We start from the raw sequence: 17,349 nt of genomic DNA on the forward strand, positions 1-17,349 counted from the left end.
CCAAACTGACATGAGCGACGTCGTCCACGGCGACACTTCCAACCTCAAGCCGAGTCAAGCTCGGGCGCTCGGGCGCCTCGGTGAGCGGCGGGTGCCAGCCGATCAGGTCGTGACCGGCCCGCTCGCGCGCGACTTGCTGGCGCTCTCGCACGAGCTCAACCGACGCATCGGGCTGTTCATCGATCGCCGCGGGCGCATCAGCCGGGTGATCCTCGGCGACGCCCACAGCCTCGAGCTGCCGGAGTTCGAGCGTGTGCGCGGCGCCGACGGGCGCCTGCGTGGCATTCGTCTGGTCTCGAGTCACCTCGTGCCGGACCCTCTCGACCGCGAGGAGCTCGCCGACCTCGCCAAGCTGCGCCTCGATCTGATCGCGGCGCTGCACGACAGCCCCGGCGGCGTCCAGGTCGATCTCGCCAGCTTGCAGCCGGCCCGCGACGACCAGCGCGGGTTCGAGCTGCGCAGCTTCGCCCGGGCTCCGCTCGCGCTGCTCTCGCCCGACGCTGGCGGCCGCGACCGCGTGGGCCATCCGCGCCCGGAGCTGCCGACGGACTTCACGGCCTTCATCCGAGAGCTCGAGGGCGAGCTCGTCCAGGCCACCGCCCGGACGGTCGCCGCTGGGCACGGGACCCGGGCGATGGTCCTTCAGGTTCACTCCGACGAGATGAACCGCCAAGGCGGGATCGAGGCCCGCCAGGCCGAGCTGCGCGAGCTGTGTCGAACGGCGGGGGTCCAGCTCGTCGAGCTCGTGGTCCAGCGTCGGCGCTACCCCGATCCCAAGACCTTCCTGGGCTCCGGGAAGCTGCGCGAGGTCTTGGTTCGCGCGCTCGAGCAGGACGTCGAGCTGCTGATCTGTGATCCCGAGCTGTCGGCTTCACAGGCCCGCGTGATCTCGACGCAGACCGATCTGATGGTCATCGATCGGACCATGCTGATCCTCGACATCTTCGCCCAGCATGCGCGCAGCAGCGACGGCAAGCTCCAGGTCGAGCTCGCGCAGCTGCGCTATCGGCTGCCGCGCATGGTCGGCAAGGGCACGATGATGTCGCGCCTCGCTGGCGGCATCGGCGGCCGCGGGCCCGGCGAGACCAAGCTCGAGATCGATCGGCGTCGAGCCCAGGCCCGGATCAACGAGCTGGACAAGCGCCTCGTCCACCTCCGCCGCCAGCGTGAGCAGCGACGAGCCCGGCGCCGCCGCAGCGAGGTCCCGGTCGTAGCGATCGTCGGCTACACCAACGCGGGCAAGAGCACCTTGCTCAACACCGTGACCGACTCGGAGGTCCGGGCCGAGGACAAGCTGTTCGCAACCTTGGATCCGACCGTCCGGCGGGTCCGCTTCCCCGAGGAGCGCGAGGTCGTCATGCTCGACACCGTCGGCTTCATCCGCGACTTGCCCCCGGCGTTGATGCAGGCCTTCTCGGCCACGCTCGAGGAGGTCGCCGAGGCTGATCTGCTGCTTCACGTGGTCGACGCGACCGATCCCGACAACACCCAGCAGATCCAGGCCGTGGAGCGGATCCTCGACGAGCTCGGCGCCGCCGATCTCGATCGCTTCATGGTCTTCAACAAGTGTGACCTCCTGCCCGAGAGTCGCCTGATGCCGGAGTCGGAGCTCGCGGTCGGGACCTACCAGGTCAGCGCCCTCGATCGTCGGAGCACGCGCCGGCTGATGGAGGCGATCGAGGATCACCTGTGGGCGCGGGGCAAGGTCGAGGCGCCGGGGCCGGGCCGAGGTCCGCGAGTCGTGCCGGCTGGCGCCGCGACGGCCGTCGAGCCGCCCGAGGCCGAGCCCGACGCGGGCGAGGGCGAGCTCAGCGGCGAGGCCAAACCGCCAGCGCTCAACGAGTAGCCGGATCCAGCCGCGAGAGCGTGGCGGCGGCGAGGGCGTCGATGACCCGCGGGTCGTCGCCGAGGGCTCCGGGCGAGAGCTCGATGCGAAGCTCGGGCGAGCGCGACCGGGCCTCGGCCACGGCCGCGGGGATGTCCTGTTTGACGTGGCGCCCGCCCGGAGAGAGCAGCGCGGCGACGACCAGGATCTCGGTGTGACCGATCGCGGCGAGCTCGGCGACGACCTCGGGGATGCCCGGTGGGTGGGCGAGGTAGGCGAGGGCGACCCGATCGCCGAGCTGCGCGGCGAGCTGGGCGTGGAGCTGCTCGAGCGGCCGCCGCCAGTCGGGATCGGGCGATCCGTGCGCGACCAGGACCAGGGCTCGCTCGTCAGTCATGATCGCTACATAGCCCGGAGATCTGCGCCGAGCACGGCCTCGTGGGCGCGGATGTCGTCGAGGAGCTCGGCGTCGGGCTCGTTCTCGAGCACGATCGTCGCCGACGCGGCCCCGTCGGCGCCCTTGAACACGACGTTGCTCATGGTCTGAACGTTGAGCTGGTGGCGGCGCAGCGCGGCCAGGATCTTGGCGAGCACGCCCACGCGATCGAGGTGGCGGACGACGAGGGTGAAGCGGCCGGTGTGCTCGGCGTCGAGGTTCACGACGTTGGGGACCGAGCCGCGCTCGGTGAACTCGCGGATGATGCGGACGGTCTCGGCGGCGATGGCCTCGCCGGCCTGCTGGGTCGAGGCGCCGATGTGCGGGGTCCCGTAGACGCCCTCGAGCCTGGCCAGCTGGCTGTCGAAGGGCGCCTCGCCCTTGCTGGGCTCGTCTTCGTAGACGTCGAGGCCGGCGCGGATGCGGCCGCTGCTCACGGCCTCGGCGAGCGCGCGATCGTCGACCACGCCGCCGCGCGCGGTGTGGATCAGCAGCGCGCCCTCGGGCATGAGCGCGAGCTCGCGGGCGCCGATCAGGTGGCGGGTGCTCTCGCGATAGGGAACGTGGATGCTGACCACGTCGCTCGACGCGAGCAGCTCGTCGAGGCTCGCCGCGACCTGGACCTTCTCTTGCTCGGCGTGGTCGCGGTCGATGTGGGGAGCGTGAGCGGTGATGCGCATGCCGAAGGCCCGGGCCCGCAGCGCGACCTCGCGGGCGATCGCGCCGTAGCCGACGAGCCCGAGGGTGCGCCCGTACAAGCCCCGGCCCTTGCCGTAGGCCTTCTTGTTCCACACGCCCTTGTCGAGCTCCGCGTTGGCCTCGCAGATCCGGCGGTCGAGGGCCAGGATCAAGCCGAAGGCGAGCTCGGCGACCGCGATCGCGTTTTTGCCCGGGCAGTTGGCGACGAACACCCCGCGCCGACTCGCGGCCTCGAGATCGATCGTGTTGACGCCGGCGCCCGCGCGGACGACCAGCGCGAGCTCGCCGCCGGCGGCGAAGGCCTCTTCGCTGACCTTGGTCGAGCGGACGACCAAGACCTCGGGCCGCCGGTCGGCGAGCGCGGTGGGCAGATCACCGGCGCTGAGGCCGGGCTCCGAGATCACCTCGTGGCCGAGCTCGCGCAGGGCTTCGCATCCGCGGGGGGCAAATTTATCAGCGATCAATATGCGCACGCCGGAACAGGTACCACAGCACCCCGCGTTCGGGTGGGGTGAGCGCCTGGCAATCGGAGCGTCGCGTAGGTATGCATCTGGGCGTGCGAAGCGCTGCGTTTTCGGGGGGTCTGGGGCTGCTGGCCCTGCTGGCCCTGTTGATCTCGAGCGTCGGGTGCCGAGGTGAGCGCGGCTCGACCGACGAGCCGCCGGCGCGGGGCGGCGAGGCAGGTGGCGAGGCAGGCGGGGAGGGCGGTGGCGAGGACGCCGAGGCAGAGCCCGGCCCGCAGCGCGAGCCGCTCGACCAGTTCATGGCCCGCTTCGAGCGCGAGGCTCCGCCGCCGCCCCCGGCGCCCGGGCCCGAGCTCGCGGGGGACTGCCCCAAGCAAAGCGCGCGCGATCGTGACGTCGGCATCGTGGTCTCGCCGCGGGTCCCGGCCAAGGGCGAGGAGGTCCGGGTCATCGCCGCGAGCCTCGACGGCGAGGACGCCCTCGCGCTGCGGGTCGAGCTCGACGGCGAGCTGGTCGAGACGACCCAGGTCCACCGCGTGGGCGTCCCGGCGTCGACCGTGGCCCGCTTCACCCCGCGCGAGGGCGGCCGCTTTCAGGTCATCGTCGGGCGCGAGGGGACCGGCCTGCGCTGCTCGAGGTTCACGGTCCGCCAGTACCACTACAGCGACGACAGTGAGGTCGATCTGTCTCGGGTCTGGGACAACGAGCGGGCCTGGACCGCGGCCGAGGAGGCGCTCTTTAGCGCGTGGATCCGCGAGCTGTTCTCGGGCCCTGCCGATCAGGACCTGGCCTGGAAGGCGCTGTCGGAGGTCACCTCGGACCCCGCGCGCAACTTGCTGCACGATCACCTCGGTCGCGGCGAGGACCACCCGAGCCAGGGCCTGGAGCTGGTCCCCGACTGCGCCGACGCGCCCTACTTCCTGCGCGCCTACTGGGCCTACAAGCGCGGGCTACCCTTTGGGTTCCGCAAGTGCTCGCGGGGCAAGAAGCGCCCGCCAAACTGCTTCGATCTGCGGACCAACCTCGATCCGCCGGATCGGCGCCCGCACTGGATCGATCCAGAGCCGGAGCCGGAGCCGGAGCCGGGCTCTGAACCGGATCCGGAGCTCGGGTCCGCGGCTGCGGTCGCGTCAGCCGCCGAGCCCGAGCCGCCGCCGCCGAACGCCGAGGTCCCGAGCCACAACGACAAGATGGAGTATTTTTTCCAGCGCTCGATCGGCTGGAGCGTGCACACGGGCAACGGACGCTGCGCGTTCGGAGACTCGAAGAGCGATCTGTATCCGGTCGAGCTCGACCGACGGGGCCTCCGCCCGGGGATCGTCTACGCCGACCCCTACGGGCACATCCTGGTCCTCGCCGAGCTCGTCGCCCCGCGCGGCAGCTCGCCGGGGATCCTGTTTGCGATCGACGGCCAGCCCGACGGCTCGATCACGCGCAAGCGCTTCTGGGAGGGCAATTTCCTGTGGAACCAGACCCAGCCCGAGCTCGGCGGCAGCGGCTTCAAGGCCTTCCGTCCGATCATGAACGCGAGCGAGGCTGACAACCCGATGTTCCTGCAGATGGACGACGCCACGATCGCCGCGCTGCGCGACTACGGCGACGTGTCCTCGATGCAGCAGGAGCTGTCGGCGATCGAGTTTTACGACCTCATGGAGCGGCTGATCACGCCCGGCCAGCGCAGCCCCTTCGCGGCCCAGGCCGAGCTCGTCGCGGCCCTCGCCGAGGCCGTGCGCGTGCGCGTGACCTCGGTTCGAAACGGGGTCGAGTACCACGCAAAGCGCCCGGACGAGATCGTGGAGATGCCCTGGGGTTACAGCGTGTTCGAGACCTCGGGCGCGTGGGAGAACTACTCGACCCCGGCTCGCGATCTTCGCCTCCTGATCGCGATGGACGTGGTCCTTGGCTTCGCTGACAAGGTCCGCCGCAACCCCGCCTCCTTCGGGCTCGACCCCGAGGGCGCGCCCGAACAATTCGAGCTGACGATGAGCTACCTCGACGAGCAGCGCGCCCAGCTCCTGGCCGATCCGGCCCACGCGATCACCTATCAGCGCTCGGATGGGTCGGACTGGGAGCTCGGGCTCGACGAGGTGGTCGCCCGGGCCGAAGCCTTCGAGACCTCGTACAACCCCAACGACTGCCCGGAGCTGCGCTGGGCAGCCCCCGAAGGCAGCGACGAGCTCGCTACCTGTACTCGTCGGGCACCCGAGGATCAGCAGATCAAGATGCGCTACTACCGGGTCTGGTTCGCCGAGCGCCGTCGCCCCGCTCGCGGCGACGACGGCCCGGAGATCCCGGAGCTGGCCGAGCAGCAAGCCGCGCTGTGAGTGGCGAAAGCGAGCTCCGGACTGCGCGGTACCCGAGTTCCACCATTACTGCTACTGCCAGGCGCGTTGGAACCGTCCCTTGGATCGCCGGGCGTCCCTACGACCGAGGGTCGACCCCGCCTGCGGCCGACGGGCCCGTGCGTTGGGATGGACAACCCTCACTTGGTGAGTTGCGGGCCCTAGTTCTGGTGTAAACTGCGGCCATGTCGACGATCCAGGGCGCCGGCGATCCCAGCGAGCGCCGCGATAATCAGCGCTTCGAGGTAGCGGTCGTCGTCCGTGTGTACATGGGTGACCGGGCCGTCGATTGGCCGAGCGAAGACATCAGCGCCGGCGGCATGCGTCTGACCGTTGATGGTGAGGCGCCGAAGATCGGCGAGCACCTCAAGGTCAGCTTCAAGCTTCCGTTGCTCGCCGCGCCGATCGAGGCCGAGGGCGAAGTTCGCTGGGTAGATCGCGGAACACCGACCCTGTGCGGCATCCAGTTCAGCACTGGGTTGCGCGCGCGCGAGGTCTGGGCGATCAACCGTCTGCACACGAGGCGGTGAGGCGTACACGAACGACTACTCGACGCGCTGGCACGAGGCTGGCCGGTCGAGCGCGGGGCCGAGGCCTCGCTTCGCTGGGTGTGAGCGTCACGCTCGCGCTCGCCGAGCTCGTGGTCAGCCCGGTCCTCGCAGCGCCGCCCGCGACCGAGGGTCCGGCGCTGCCCTCGGTCGAGGATGAGCCCGGCGAAGATCCGCTCCCCGACCTCGCGCCGTCCGAGTCCGAGCCCGAGCCGGAGCCCGAGCCCGGCGGCTCCGGCCAAGAGCAGACCGAGCCCGCCGCGCTCGACACTCCGAGCAAAGAGCCCAGCGCGGTTGTCGAGCCGCCCGCGCCGAACCTGGAGGCGCCGAAGGTCGTGCGCGTGGCCGTCGGGCTGTCGGGCGAGCTCGACGGCAGCAAGGATGAGCGGGCGCTGCTCGATCGCCTCGAGGCCTCGGTCGCCGCCTCGCCGCGGCCGCCGTCCGACGTTCGACGGCTACGGGTCGGTTCTTCGGAGCCCCCCAAAATTTGCCGCGAGGGCCGCGACGACCTCGTGATCAGCATCGGCTACCTGCCAGATCGCAGCGAGCCGGTCCTGTTCACCCGCGACTGTCGAATCGACGAGAACCTCGGCGTTCGCTCGTCGGCCGCGGCCGCCGACCCCGATCTGCTCGGGGTGTTGTGGGCCGAGCACGACGAGCGCATCGCCAACGGCGCCCGCGAGCGTCGACGCGCTCGGATCTCGCCCAAGGTTCGGACAGGCTTGATCGCGAGCGCGGCGGTGGCCGTGATCGGCGTCGCCGTGGGCTTGCTGATCGCGGGCGCGGTCCGCCGCGACACCGTGGTCCTCGTCGTCTCACCCTGAGCGGGTGGGGTGGTCGTCCCGAGACCTCGGGCTGAGCTGGGCGAGGAGCTCCGGCGCGAGGCCGCGGATGTAGATGTCGTGCTTGGCGTAGGGAATCTCGATGCCAGCGGCGCCGAGGGACTTGTAGATCCGACTGGTCATCTCATCGATGACGAGCTCGCGCGCCCACGGCTTGTCGATCCAGACCCTCAGCTCGAACTCGAGGCCCGATTCGCCGAGCAGGTTGAATTTGGTGTTGGGCGCGGGCTCGTCGAGGACGTGCTCGGCGTCCTCGGTGCACGCGAGCAGGATCTCGCGCACCTGATCGATGTCGCTGCCGTAGGCGACCGACAGCGGGATGCGGACGCGCTGGCGCAGGTGGGGGCCGCCGGTCTCGTTGAGCAGCTGGGCGTTGCCGATGACCGCGTTGGGCACGGTGATCTCGACGTCGTCGGGGGTCAGGATCCGGGTCGAGCGGATGCCGATGTGGGTGACCTCGCCGCGGAGATCGTCGTCGAGGACGATCCAGTCGCGGACCTTGTAGGGCCCGTCGGCGAGGATGAAGATGCCCGAGAACAAGTTGGCGAGGGTGTCTTTGGCCGCGAAGCCGAAGGCGATGCCGAGGATGCCGGCCGAGGCCATCCACGCGGTCAGGTCGATGTTCCAGGCCAGGAACATGAAGTACAGCCCGGTCCCGACCACGAAGATCCGCATCAGGATGTCGAACACTGGCAGCGTGCGCGGCTGCAGCATCGAGCGCTGGCGCTCCTTGGCCGCGAAGGACTTGAGCAGGACCGAGCCGATGCGCGTGGACGCGATCGCCCAGATGAGGATCGACAGGGTCTGGAGCAGCGACTCGACCGGACCGGCGAAGCGCTCGGGCAAGATCAGGACGTCGGCGGCCCAGTCCAGACCCCACAGCAGCACGCTGAGGAACACCGGGCGTCGGATGATCTCGATGATCTTGTCGTCGAGGTCGGTCTTGGTCCGCTCGGCGGCCTTGGCCAGGGTCTTGCTGATCAGCAGCTCGACCAGCCACGCGGCGAGGATCGACCCGACGATGATGCCCGCGGCCTGAACTAGCGGGTCGTCAAGCAATTCGCGGACGGCGTCCATGAGCGCTCGATTTGACCTGGGACCGCGCGCCGATGCAAGTGAAGCGAGCACCCCGGGCTGCTAGGCCCCGATCTGACCGCTGGATGTGGTGGGATCGGCGCCGGAGCCCGCCCGGATCGGTGGAACAGGTCGGTGCTACGCTCGTAGTGCTCGTCGACCTTGCGCGACGCGAGGTCGTGAGCACCTTCCCTCGTCATGGTCCAGCCAACCCCAGCCCCGCACCTGAGTGAGCGCGCGCGCCGAGCCTCGTTGCTGCGGACCGCGCTCGGGGCTCGGCTGTTGGCCGTGGCCCTCGCGTCGCTGATGGCTCTGCTGACCTTCGCGGCTCCGCGTGAGGCGCGAGCCGAGCACGGCGAGCCGATCAGCTGGTCGCTCGACGACGCCAGCTCGCGCCTCCACGTTGGCCGCGCGGTCATCCGCTACGAGCCCGGCCTCGACGACGCCGCGCTCGAGCTCGCCGAGGAGCTCCCGGGTTGGTGGTCGGAGATCGAGGAGGCGCTCGGTCGCGACCTCGACGATGAGCTCACGATCCACCTCGTCAGTCACGCGGGCATGGTCGCGCGGGCGACGGGCATGCCGGTCTGGGTCTCGGGCGTCGCCCACCCGCCGCGCGGTGAGATCGCAATCTCGATGCACGACCCCGACGGCTCGCGCAGCGATCTCGACACCTTGCTGCGTCACGAGCTGGTCCACGTCGCGCTGTTTCGCGCGACCGGGGGCGCCGAGCTGCCGCGCTGGTTTCACGAGGGCGCCGCCGAGAGCTTCGCCAACGAGGTCAGCCTGATGCGGGCCGAGACCCTCGCGGGGGCGGTGTTTGGATCGGGCGTCCCGGACCTCGAGCGGCTCGAGTCGGAGTTCCGCGGCGACGCCCGTCAGGCTTCGGTCGCCTACGCGGCGGCGCGCGACTTCGTGACCTGGCTGCGCTACCACGACGCCAACGAGGCCCAGTTTCGCCAGCTGCTGAGCCAGCTCAACAAGGGTCGCGGCTTCGAGCAGTCCTTCGAGGACGCCTACGGTGCGCCGCTCGCGGAGCTCGACTCGGACTGGCGCGCCGGGCTGCTCGGTCGCTTCGTGTGGTTCCCGCTGCTCGGCTCGGGCAGCCTGCCCTTCCTGCTCGTCGGCCCGGTCGTGGTGTTCGCGTGGATCCGTCGTCGTCGTCGTCTGGCCGAGGACTGGGCCCGCCTCGACGCCGAGGAAGCAGCCGAGCGCGCCGCGAGGCTCGAGCAGCTGACCGTGGCCGCTGGCGCCTGGTGACCTCCAGCGCCGGGGCGAGGTTGCGGTGCTGCGCAGCAGCGCCGGGGCTAGCAGCCCGGGGTGCTAGCCCCGGCGCAAAGATAAACTAGGTAGACTGCCGGCGATGCGAGGGGTCGTTGCTGCAGGCAGTGTTACGACGGCGAAGGCCGGGGCCCGAGCGCTGCGCGAGGGGGGCAACGCCGTCGACGCGGCGGTCGCCGCCACGCTTGCGACCTTCGCCGCCGAGCCGCTGCTGACCTCGGCGGGGGGCGCCGGGATCCTGGTCGTGCATCGTCCGGGGACCGAGCCGATCGCTGTCGACTTCTTCTCGCCTTTCCCGGGCGCGGGCGGGCGGCCGGAGGTCGTCGACTTCCACGCGATCGAGGTCGACTTTGGCTCCGCGCGGCAGGTGTTCCATATTGGCCGAGCTTCGGCCGCCGTCCCCCTGGTGCTCGACGGGCTCGCGCTCGCGGCCCGGCGGTTCGGATCATTGCCGCTCGCGCAGCTGGCCGCGCCGGGGATCGAGCTCGCGGGCGAGGGCGTGATCGTCGACGCGCTGACCTCTCGGACCTTCGAGTTGCTGTGGCCGATCTTGCGTAGGGACCCGGGATGTCTGGCCGAGATCGCCGAGGGGGTGGCCCACGATCGCCCGCCGGCCGTGGGCGAGCGCCTGCGCAACACCAAGCTCGCGGCCACGCTCGAGACCTTCGCAGCCACCGGGGCCACGCCGCCGGCCCTGCGTCGGGGCCTGGTCGAGGAGTTTGGCCCCGCGCGCGGCGGCCTGATCAGCGCGGCCGACCTCGACGCCGCCACGCCCATCGTCACGAGCCCGCACCGCTTTGCGATCGGCGAGTGGACCGTCGTGACCTCGCCGCGCCTCGGCGGCCGCCTCGTCGGGATGATCAGCGAAGAGCTGGCCGCGAGCTCGGTCGGCGCCGACGAGGCCGCCGAGGTCTTGCGCCGGGCCAACGCCTCGCTCGCGGGCCACCGGGCCCGCCTCGCGCTGCCGGCCCCGGACCCGCGCGGGAGCACGACCCACGTCTCGGTCGTCGACGAGCACGGCGGCGCGGCCTCGGTCACGCTCACCGCCGGCGAGGGCTGCGGGCACGTGGTCACGGGCACGGGCGTCCACATCAATAATTTTCTCGGTGAAGAAGATCTAAACCCCGCGGGCTTTCACCTCCATCGACCGGGCGACGCGCTGCCGACGATGATCGCCCCCACGATCGCCACGCACCCCGACGGCCGCGTGGTCGCGGTCGGGAGCGGGGGCGCCAACCGCATCCGCAGCGCCGTGTCCCAGGTCCTGCATGGCTTCGCGGTCCGGGGGCTGTCGCTGCGCGAGGCGGTCGAGGCCCCGCGCGTTCACGGCGAGGACGGGGCGACCTGGGTCGAGCTCGACGGGCGCTCCGACCCGGCGGCGGTCGAGGCTCGGCTCGGGAGCGCGTTCGAGGCCGTGCACGGCTTCGCGGCTCGGGACTTCTTCTTTGGCGGCGTTCACGTGGCCGCGGTCGAAGAGGGGGGCAGGCTCGAGGGCGTGGGCGATCTGCGCCGCTGCGGCGCGGTGGAGCGCGTCGGCTAGCCATGAGCCCCACAGACGTCGATTTTATTTTTTTCGAGTTTGCCGCGATCGATTCGGCCCCCCCGCGCTACTTCCAGTCTGGTGCCCCGCGAGGGCATTAACTCGGTCCCGGACCGGTCCGCCCGTCACGCGGGCATCGTCAGGGGGCTTCGGGGGAGGACTCTGAGGGGTCCGGTCCGGTACTGAGTTTATTTTTGACCCCCTGGGCACCTTGCCGCTGACTTGGGGGCGCTCGAGCGGGGTCAGAATTTCAGCTGGGCTGTGAGGGCGGCGCCGCCGGGGATGAAGGTGGGGGCGATGCCGCTCAGCTGGGCGCGGGTGTTGGCGCGCTTGCGCTTGATGACGTGGACGGCGACCAGGGCGGCCCCGCTTGCGATCAGGATGGCGCCGACGGCGAAGCCTGCAATTGCGATCCGCTTCTCGCCCTCGAACTGGTCCTCGAGATCGGGCGGGCAGGGGGCTGTGGTGGTCTTGCAGCTGTAGTAGCCGGCGGCGTAGCCGGTCACGCCGTCGGGGGACTCGCCGCCGAGGCCCTCGAGCTCGTCGCTGGTTCCCCCGGCCAACCCGGCCGCGGCGCCGCCGACGGACAGGCCGCCGACCCCGAGGGTGAGCAACACGGCGCCGCCGAACAGCAGGCCCGTGTCGGACTTGGCCGCGTCGTCGCTGTCCTCGGGGGTGCTGGTAGCGAAGGGATCTTCGTTGTCGACCGGGTTGCCCGCGGCGTCGACCTTCATGTCGCTCTTGTCACTCGCGCAGCCGCTCTCGTCGATCTCCTCGAGCATGCGCTGGGCCTCGTCGAGCTGGTCTCGGTGCCTGTCGCGGTCGCCGTAGCTGAGGAAGTGGATGAGGTAGGCCTGGGCGCGGTCGCAGTCGCCAGCCGCGTAGGCGGCGATCGCAACCTTGTAGGCGAAGCCGTGCTTGGCGGGCACGAGGTAGTAGGCCTGCTCGTAGAGGTCCGCGGCCTGACTCCACTCGCCCTCGGCGGCGAGCTCCTCGGCCTCGACGTAGAGCTTCTTGGCCTTGCGTAGCTTGCCGCGCTCGCTGAGCTGCTCGTCGCCAGCTGGGGCGAGCGCGGCCGCCAGCGGGGGACGTGCGAGCCCGACGGAGGGCCGCGCCAGGCAGACCAGCGACGCGATCGAGAGACGCAGCACGGACATGAGGAGGCGGGCGCGGCGAGGAGTCTCGCCCAGGGGCGGCTGGATGAAAAGGCGGAGACCGGCGCCTATAAGTGCAGGCATGAACGACAACCCCGAGGGTCGAGTCACAGCCGAGGTCCACGGCCACGTCCTGACGATCACGATTGATCGACCGGCAAAGTACAACGGCTTCACGCCGACGATGCTGCGCGAGTTGGCCGCCGCCTACAGCCGCCTCGAGCGCGAGGATGAGCTGTGGTGCGGGCTGGTGCAGGCCGAGGGCGAGCACTTCACGGCGGGGCTCGAGCTGTCGAAGTTCGACATCACCGATCCGCTGATCGAGCCGGGGCAGGTCGATCCGCTCGATCTGAAGGGCGCGCGCCGGACAAAGCCAGTCGTCGTCGCGGTCCAGGGGATCTGCTTCACGATCGGGATCGAGCTGATGCTCGCGGCCGATGTCGTCGTCGCCGAGCGCGGCGTCCGGTTCGCGCAGCTCGAGGTCCAGCGCGGACTGATGGCATACGGTGGCGCGACGATCCGCATGGTCGAGCGGGCCGGCTGGGGCAACGCGATGCGCTACCTGCTGACCGGTGACGAGTTCGACGGCGAGACCGCGCTGCGCCTCGGCTTCGTCCAGGAGCTCGTCGACGCAGGGCAGGGCAGGGCGCGGGCGCGGGCGATCGCCGAGCGGATCGTCGAGCAGGCGCCGCTCGCCGTGCGCGCCTGCCGGAGCTCGGCCCAGCTCGCCGCCGAGCGCGGGCCGGCGGCCGCGATCGCTGCGTTCCCCGAGCAGCTGGCCAAGCTGGCCGCGAGCGAGGACTTCGCCGAGGGCGTCCGCTCGTTCCAGGAGCGCCGTCCGGGTCGCTACCGCGGGCGCTGAGTCGCTCCGGCGCTGCGACGTGTCGGTCAAATCGGTCACGCGCCCGGTCCTGCGATCCGGGCGCGGCGGTCAGCTGTGGCGTGTTGCCGCCAGGGTGATGATAGGTTGTACAATGTTAGTTCAATGTTTGAGCATGCGCACATGCATGGATCGGGGTGGTGTCCACAGAGCGCCAGCAGAACAATGATCTTGCGATTTGTACGGTGAATTGACGACTGGGTGAAGTTCGGCGCCATGCCCGCGGAAGGAGAGGTGGCGTTTTTTTGGTCGGGACCCTTGTTCAATCCATGTTCAAGGTTATACAAACATGCTGCAAGGTCAGCCCGACTCGCCAGTAAACCCCGCCAGAGCTCCAAAATAGGTCGTCATCATGCAAGCAAGGTTTGTTCACAATCAGCCAAACGTTCCTCCTGCCCTCCGCGTTCGCGCGAGTCGCGTAAGTCCTGCCAAGGCAGACGGCGCAGACTCCTCGCTCGGCGCGTACATGAAGTCGATGGGCGCGTGCGCGGTCTTCACCGAGCACGAGGAGCTCAGCAAGGCGATCGAGCTTCACCAGGCCCGCTGCGCGCACTGGGCCGCGCTGCTGCACTATGCCCCGCTGTGTCCGAGCATCTGCGCTCTGGCGCAGGCACGGCTCGAGCTCGATCGAGCGCTCGAGCTCGCGCTCGCGGAGCTCATCGTCGCCGCCGGTCAGTTCCGTCAACGCCGCTCGCTCGCTGAGGAGGCGCGCTTTCACAAGCTGTGCGAGGAGGTCGGCGCCAAGCTCGTCGAGGTCGATGTCGACCGCAAGCTGGCGAGGTTGCTGACCGCCGACGTCGAGCGCATCGCCAAGGGGCAGCGCGAGGGCCTGGTCGTCGAGATCGCGCGGATGCCCGGAGACAGCCGCCCCTTTCGCAACTATCGGCGGGGCTGCGCGCAGGCGGATCGTCGGGTGCAGAGGCTGACCGAGCGCTTCGCCAACGCGAACCTCCGCCTGGTCGTGAGCCTCGCCCGGCGTCTGGGCCGTGGTCGTCTGCCGCTCGAAGATCTGATCCAGGAGGGCAACATCGGCCTGCTCAAGGCGGTCGAGCGCTTCGACCATCGGCGCGGCTTTCGCTTCTCGACCTTCGCGAGCTGGTGGATCCGGCACTCGATCTCCCGCGCGATCTACAACAAGAGCCGGCTCGTGCGGCTGCCGGTCCACGTCCACGACGCGCTGCACAAGATCACTCGGGCGCGACGCTCGTATCGCGCCAACCAGGGCAAGGAGCCGACGGTCGAGCAGCTCGCGCAGGAGACCGGTCTCGGGCCAGCGAAGATCGAGCGCATCCTCGAGCTCACGCTCGGCTCGGTCACCAGCCTCGACGCGCCCGGTTCACGCGGCGACGATCGTCCCGTCGTCGACATGCTCGAGGACGAGCAGGAGCCGGCCCCGGGCGAGGCGCTCGAGGCCGATGAGCTCCACGCCGGGCTCAGCGACGTGCTCGATGGTCTGCGACCGATGGAGGCCGACATCCTGGGTCGTCGCTTCGGCCTCGGCGGGCTCGAGCCCGAGACCCTGCGGGAGGTCGGCGAGCGCCACGCGCTGTCCCGCGAGCGCATTCGTCAGCTCCAGGAGCGCGCGCTCGAGCGGATTCGGAGCGAGTTCGCCGATCGGGAGCTGCTGTGATCCGCGAGCTCGGCACCGTCGCGCGAGCTCTGGGCTGTGCCGGCGTTTTTTAGGCGCGATCGAGGAAGGCCAGGAGCGCGGTCATGAAGCGCTCGGGCTGCTCGAGGTGGGCGGCGTGGTCGGCGTTGGGGATCACGACCCACCAGCGATCCTCGACCTGCATCCGCGTGAACAGCTTGGCCTGCCACAGCTGCCTGGCGATCGGATCGTGGACGCCGTAGATAACCAGGGTCGGGATCGTGATCTTCTCGGCGTCGAGGGCGTTGAATTGATCCATCGCGCGCCAGTCGACGCGGATCGGATCGGCGGCCAGCGAGGCGCGCGCGTAGGCAGACACGGCCTCGTCGCTGATCGTGCCCTCGGTGATGAAGTCGCTGCGCGCGGCGGCGTCGGTGTTGGGCTGGCTCGGGGGATCGCCGTCGCTGTCGACCTTCGGTCCGCGGGTGTCGAGGTCGCGCGGGTAGCCGTAGAGCACGAGCGAGCGGGCGGCCTCGGGGTGGTTTTGCGCGCTGAGCTGGGCGACGAGGGCTCCGAGCGACCAACCGAGGAGGTCGGGGGCCTCGCCCTCCTTGTCCTTGACGAAGGCGAGCGCGGCCGCGAGATCCTCGGCCGCGCGATCGGGCTCGGCCCAGCCGCTGGCGTCGCGCTTGGTTCCGCCGTAGCCGCGCAGATCGAGGGCGTAGGCGGCGATGCCCCGGCTCGCGAGGGCGTGCATGAGCGAGAGCGAAGGATCGTCGTCGACGCGGAGGTCGAAGTCGGGCAGGCCGCTCCAGGTCCGCCCGTGGACCAACACGATCGCGCGGCGCTCGGGATCCTCGACGGGAGGCGTCAGCGCCCACAGGCGCAGCTCGTGGCCGTCGTCGGCGGTGACGGTCAAGGCTTCGGGGGCGCTCGGCAGCTCGGGCTCGGGCTCGGGCTCGGGCTCGGGCTCGGGCTCGGGTTCGGGGGCCTCGACCTCGGTCTGCGGGGGCGGGCACTCGGTTGTCGACGGGCGCGAGCAGGCGGTCAGCGCACACAGCACCAGCACGAGTCGGGGCGAGGCAGACACGGCTCACGTTCGCGCCAATTTTGAGTGGCGGCAAGTCTGGTCTGTGTGCGCCAATTGTGGACCGCGGGCTGCGGGGGATTTGCTAACATCCGTCGCCGCGATGCCCTCCGATCGACCGAGACGGCGCGGCCGAGACGTCTCGGTGATGCGCCGCCTGCTGCTCGCGCCGAGCCTGCTTCTGGTCCTCGGCCAGGCCTGCCAGCGTCCACCCACGGTCGCCACGGTCGAGCCTGGGCCCACGCGGCTGCCGATCCTCACGCCCGAGTACGGCGCGCACCCGGATCACCCGGCCGCGCTCGGGCCCGGCGATCGCCTCGCCGCGCTCAGCCTGCCGCTCGCGGATGGCGGTCAATTCGAGCTCGCCAACGCCCGCGGGGCCGGGCCCGTGATCCTCGCGTGGATCGGCGGGGCCGAGCACGAGGCGCTCACGACCTGGGCCCGGAGCCTCGATCGTGGCCTGGCCGAGCTCGACGGGCGCGGGGCCACCTTGGTGTTCGTGCGTCCGCTCGGAGCCGAGGCCGCGCTGCGCTGGGCGGTCGAGGTGGGCTTGCAGACCTCGGTCGCGGGGGATCCCGAGGCTGAGCTCCTCGGGGCCCTCGAGCTCGTGGGGGCGGACGAGGCCGTCGAGCCCGAGCTCGACTTCGCCGTCGTCGTCATCGGGCCCGATGGCGCCGTGGCCTATCGCAAGTTCGGCGGCCGCCGACCCGAGCTCGACGAGCTACTCGCGGTCCTCGACGGCGCGGCCGAAAACCTGCGCTGTTGCCCGGACGTGTGTGTGGGCGAGCCGTGCGAGGGCCGGTTTGAAAGGCCCCCGGGCTGCTAGAACCGGAGGTTCGCGGTCGCGCCCACGCTGCCGCCCGCGGCCCCGGGGACGACTGACCAGCGCAGGCGCTGCTGATACTTGGTGACGTTGCTGCGGTAGTTGCTGGCCCAGGAGAACAGCCCGAGGCCGGTGTTGAGCATCAGCGCGCCGCCGTCGGACGCCGCGATCCACAGCGCGCGGCGCTGGACGTTGCACTCCCACGAGGTGCAGGGGTTGTTGGCGTCGGTGTAGACCAGCGCGTAGTGGGCCGCGATCGAGGCCAGGCCGAGGCCCGTGAAGATCGCCCCGAACACGTAGCGGGTGTTGGGGTTGCGGACGCGGCCGTCCCCGTGGACCGTCTGCCAGGCCTTGTGCTGCGCGAGCGCGCCCGAGCCGATCATGGTGAGGACCATCGACGAGCCATAGGCGGCGCCGACGAACAGATCGTTGGCGTCGACGCCGGGCGAATCGTAGCGGTCGAAGCACCCGGTGAGGCTGTTGAACGCGTGGCCGTTGGCGGACAAACGCTGCCAGTCGTCACAGTTGCGGATCGCGGTGTCGACCTGATCGAGGCGAGCGCCAAGGCCGACGCCGAAGGCCACGCCGGCGCCGACGAACAGGCCGATGCCCATCATCGGCGCGCGTGGGGTGCGGACGACGGGCGCCAGCGGGGCGGCCGGGGCCGGCCGCGAGACCGTTACGTCTGCGTTCGCGCTCCAGTCGGGGACGGGCGGCGGCGGTGCGGGAGCGGGCGGCGGCTCCCGCACCGCCGCCGCCCGTCCCCGAC

The 17,349-nt window shown here is 70.6% G+C and carries 14 protein-coding genes and 1 pseudogene; 9 read left to right on the forward strand and 6 right to left on the reverse strand.

The genetic code is table 11. The features are described from left to right. Window positions 1–10 precede the first annotated feature (10 nt). Window positions 11–1,846, forward strand: a complete 1,836-nt coding sequence (hflX, locus tag ENSA5_RS19125; RefSeq protein WP_106393119.1) for a GTPase HflX — start codon at window positions 11–13, stop codon at window positions 1,844–1,846. Here the strand turns inward: hflX and ENSA5_RS19130 are convergent. Further along, entirely contained in the window at window positions 1,836–2,222 is a 387-nt protein-coding gene (locus ENSA5_RS19130; RefSeq protein WP_106393120.1) for a sirohydrochlorin chelatase, read from the reverse strand. The two genes, hflX and ENSA5_RS19130, sit on opposite strands and share 11 nt — an antisense overlap. 5 nt (window positions 2,223–2,227) lie before the next feature. Beyond that, window positions 2,228–3,433: a phosphoglycerate dehydrogenase gene (locus ENSA5_RS19135; RefSeq protein ID WP_106393121.1), complete on the reverse strand. Its 1,206-nt coding sequence runs from the start codon at window positions 3,431–3,433 to the stop codon at window positions 2,228–2,230. Window positions 3,434–3,516: 83 nt separating this feature from the next. Here ENSA5_RS19135 and ENSA5_RS19140 point away from each other — a divergent pair, with 83 nt between their 5' ends. From ENSA5_RS19140 to ENSA5_RS19150, 3 genes are all read left to right on the forward strand, one after another. Further along, entirely contained in the window at window positions 3,517–5,748 is a 2,232-nt protein-coding gene (locus ENSA5_RS19140) for a hypothetical protein (RefSeq protein WP_146155872.1), read from the forward strand. A gap of 203 nt (window positions 5,749–5,951) precedes the next feature. Then, the gene (locus ENSA5_RS19145; protein WP_106393123.1) at window positions 5,952–6,296 is read left to right on the forward strand and encodes a PilZ domain-containing protein; all 345 of its coding nucleotides are present in this window, start codon (window positions 5,952–5,954) and stop codon (window positions 6,294–6,296) included. 80 nt (window positions 6,297–6,376) lie between these two features. Beyond that, entirely contained in the window at window positions 6,377–7,138 is a 762-nt protein-coding gene (locus ENSA5_RS19150; RefSeq protein WP_106393124.1) for a hypothetical protein, read from the forward strand. On the opposite strand, the gene ENSA5_RS19155 is transcribed toward ENSA5_RS19150, so the two are convergent. Continuing rightward, window positions 7,130–8,233 (reverse strand): mechanosensitive ion channel family protein, encoded by a 1,104-nt coding sequence (locus ENSA5_RS19155; RefSeq protein WP_106393125.1) that lies wholly within the window; start codon window positions 8,231–8,233, stop codon window positions 7,130–7,132. The genes ENSA5_RS19150 and ENSA5_RS19155 overlap by 9 nt on opposite strands. A 195-nt stretch (window positions 8,234–8,428) precedes the next feature. Between ENSA5_RS19155 and ENSA5_RS19160 the strand changes: the two genes are divergently transcribed. Together ENSA5_RS19160 and ENSA5_RS19165 are read left to right on the forward strand one after the other, a co-directional pair. Then, complete coding sequence (locus tag ENSA5_RS19160; RefSeq protein ID WP_106393126.1) at window positions 8,429–9,487, forward strand: peptidase MA family metallohydrolase; 1,059 nt, start codon at window positions 8,429–8,431, stop codon at window positions 9,485–9,487. A gap of 103 nt (window positions 9,488–9,590) precedes the next feature. Further along, window positions 9,591–11,048 (forward strand): gamma-glutamyltransferase, encoded by a 1,458-nt coding sequence (locus ENSA5_RS19165; protein WP_106393127.1) that lies wholly within the window; start codon window positions 9,591–9,593, stop codon window positions 11,046–11,048. A 242-nt stretch (window positions 11,049–11,290) separates the two neighbouring features. On the opposite strand, the gene ENSA5_RS37860 is transcribed toward ENSA5_RS19165, so the two are convergent. Next, a complete protein-coding gene (locus tag ENSA5_RS37860; protein WP_181197924.1) occupies window positions 11,291–12,205 on the reverse strand; it encodes a hypothetical protein in 915 nt (304 codons plus the stop codon). A gap of 79 nt (window positions 12,206–12,284) precedes the next feature. Here ENSA5_RS37860 and ENSA5_RS19175 point away from each other — a divergent pair, with 79 nt between their 5' ends. Next, window positions 12,285–13,064 carry a crotonase/enoyl-CoA hydratase family protein gene (locus tag ENSA5_RS19175; RefSeq protein ID WP_106393128.1) on the forward strand — a complete coding sequence of 260 codons (780 nt, stop codon included), beginning with the start codon at window positions 12,285–12,287 and terminating at the stop codon, window positions 13,062–13,064. A 484-nt stretch (window positions 13,065–13,548) separates the two neighbouring features. Beyond that, entirely contained in the window at window positions 13,549–14,712 is a 1,164-nt protein-coding gene (locus ENSA5_RS19180; protein ID WP_181197925.1) for a sigma-70 family RNA polymerase sigma factor, read from the forward strand. Window positions 14,713–14,761: 49 nt separating this feature from the next. Here ENSA5_RS19180 and ENSA5_RS19185 read toward each other — a convergent pair whose 3' ends face one another. Beyond that, a complete protein-coding gene (locus ENSA5_RS19185) occupies window positions 14,762–15,760 on the reverse strand; it encodes an alpha/beta hydrolase (protein ID WP_181197926.1) in 999 nt (332 codons plus the stop codon). A 145-nt stretch (window positions 15,761–15,905) separates the two neighbouring features. On the opposite strand from ENSA5_RS19185, the gene ENSA5_RS19190 reads away from it, so the two are divergent. After that, window positions 15,906–16,583 (forward strand): redoxin domain-containing protein, encoded by a 678-nt coding sequence (locus ENSA5_RS19190; protein WP_181197927.1) that lies wholly within the window; start codon window positions 15,906–15,908, stop codon window positions 16,581–16,583. On the opposite strand, the pseudogene ENSA5_RS19195 reads toward ENSA5_RS19190, so the two are convergent. Then, window positions 16,580–17,349: pseudogene (locus tag ENSA5_RS19195) on the reverse strand (hypothetical protein); the annotation flags it as partial. The gene ENSA5_RS19190 and the pseudogene ENSA5_RS19195 overlap by 4 nt on opposite strands.

It is taken from the genome of Enhygromyxa salina (genome assembly GCF_002994615.1).
Taxonomy (GTDB): domain Bacteria; phylum Myxococcota_A; class Polyangia; order Nannocystales; family Nannocystaceae; genus Plesiocystis; species Plesiocystis salina_A.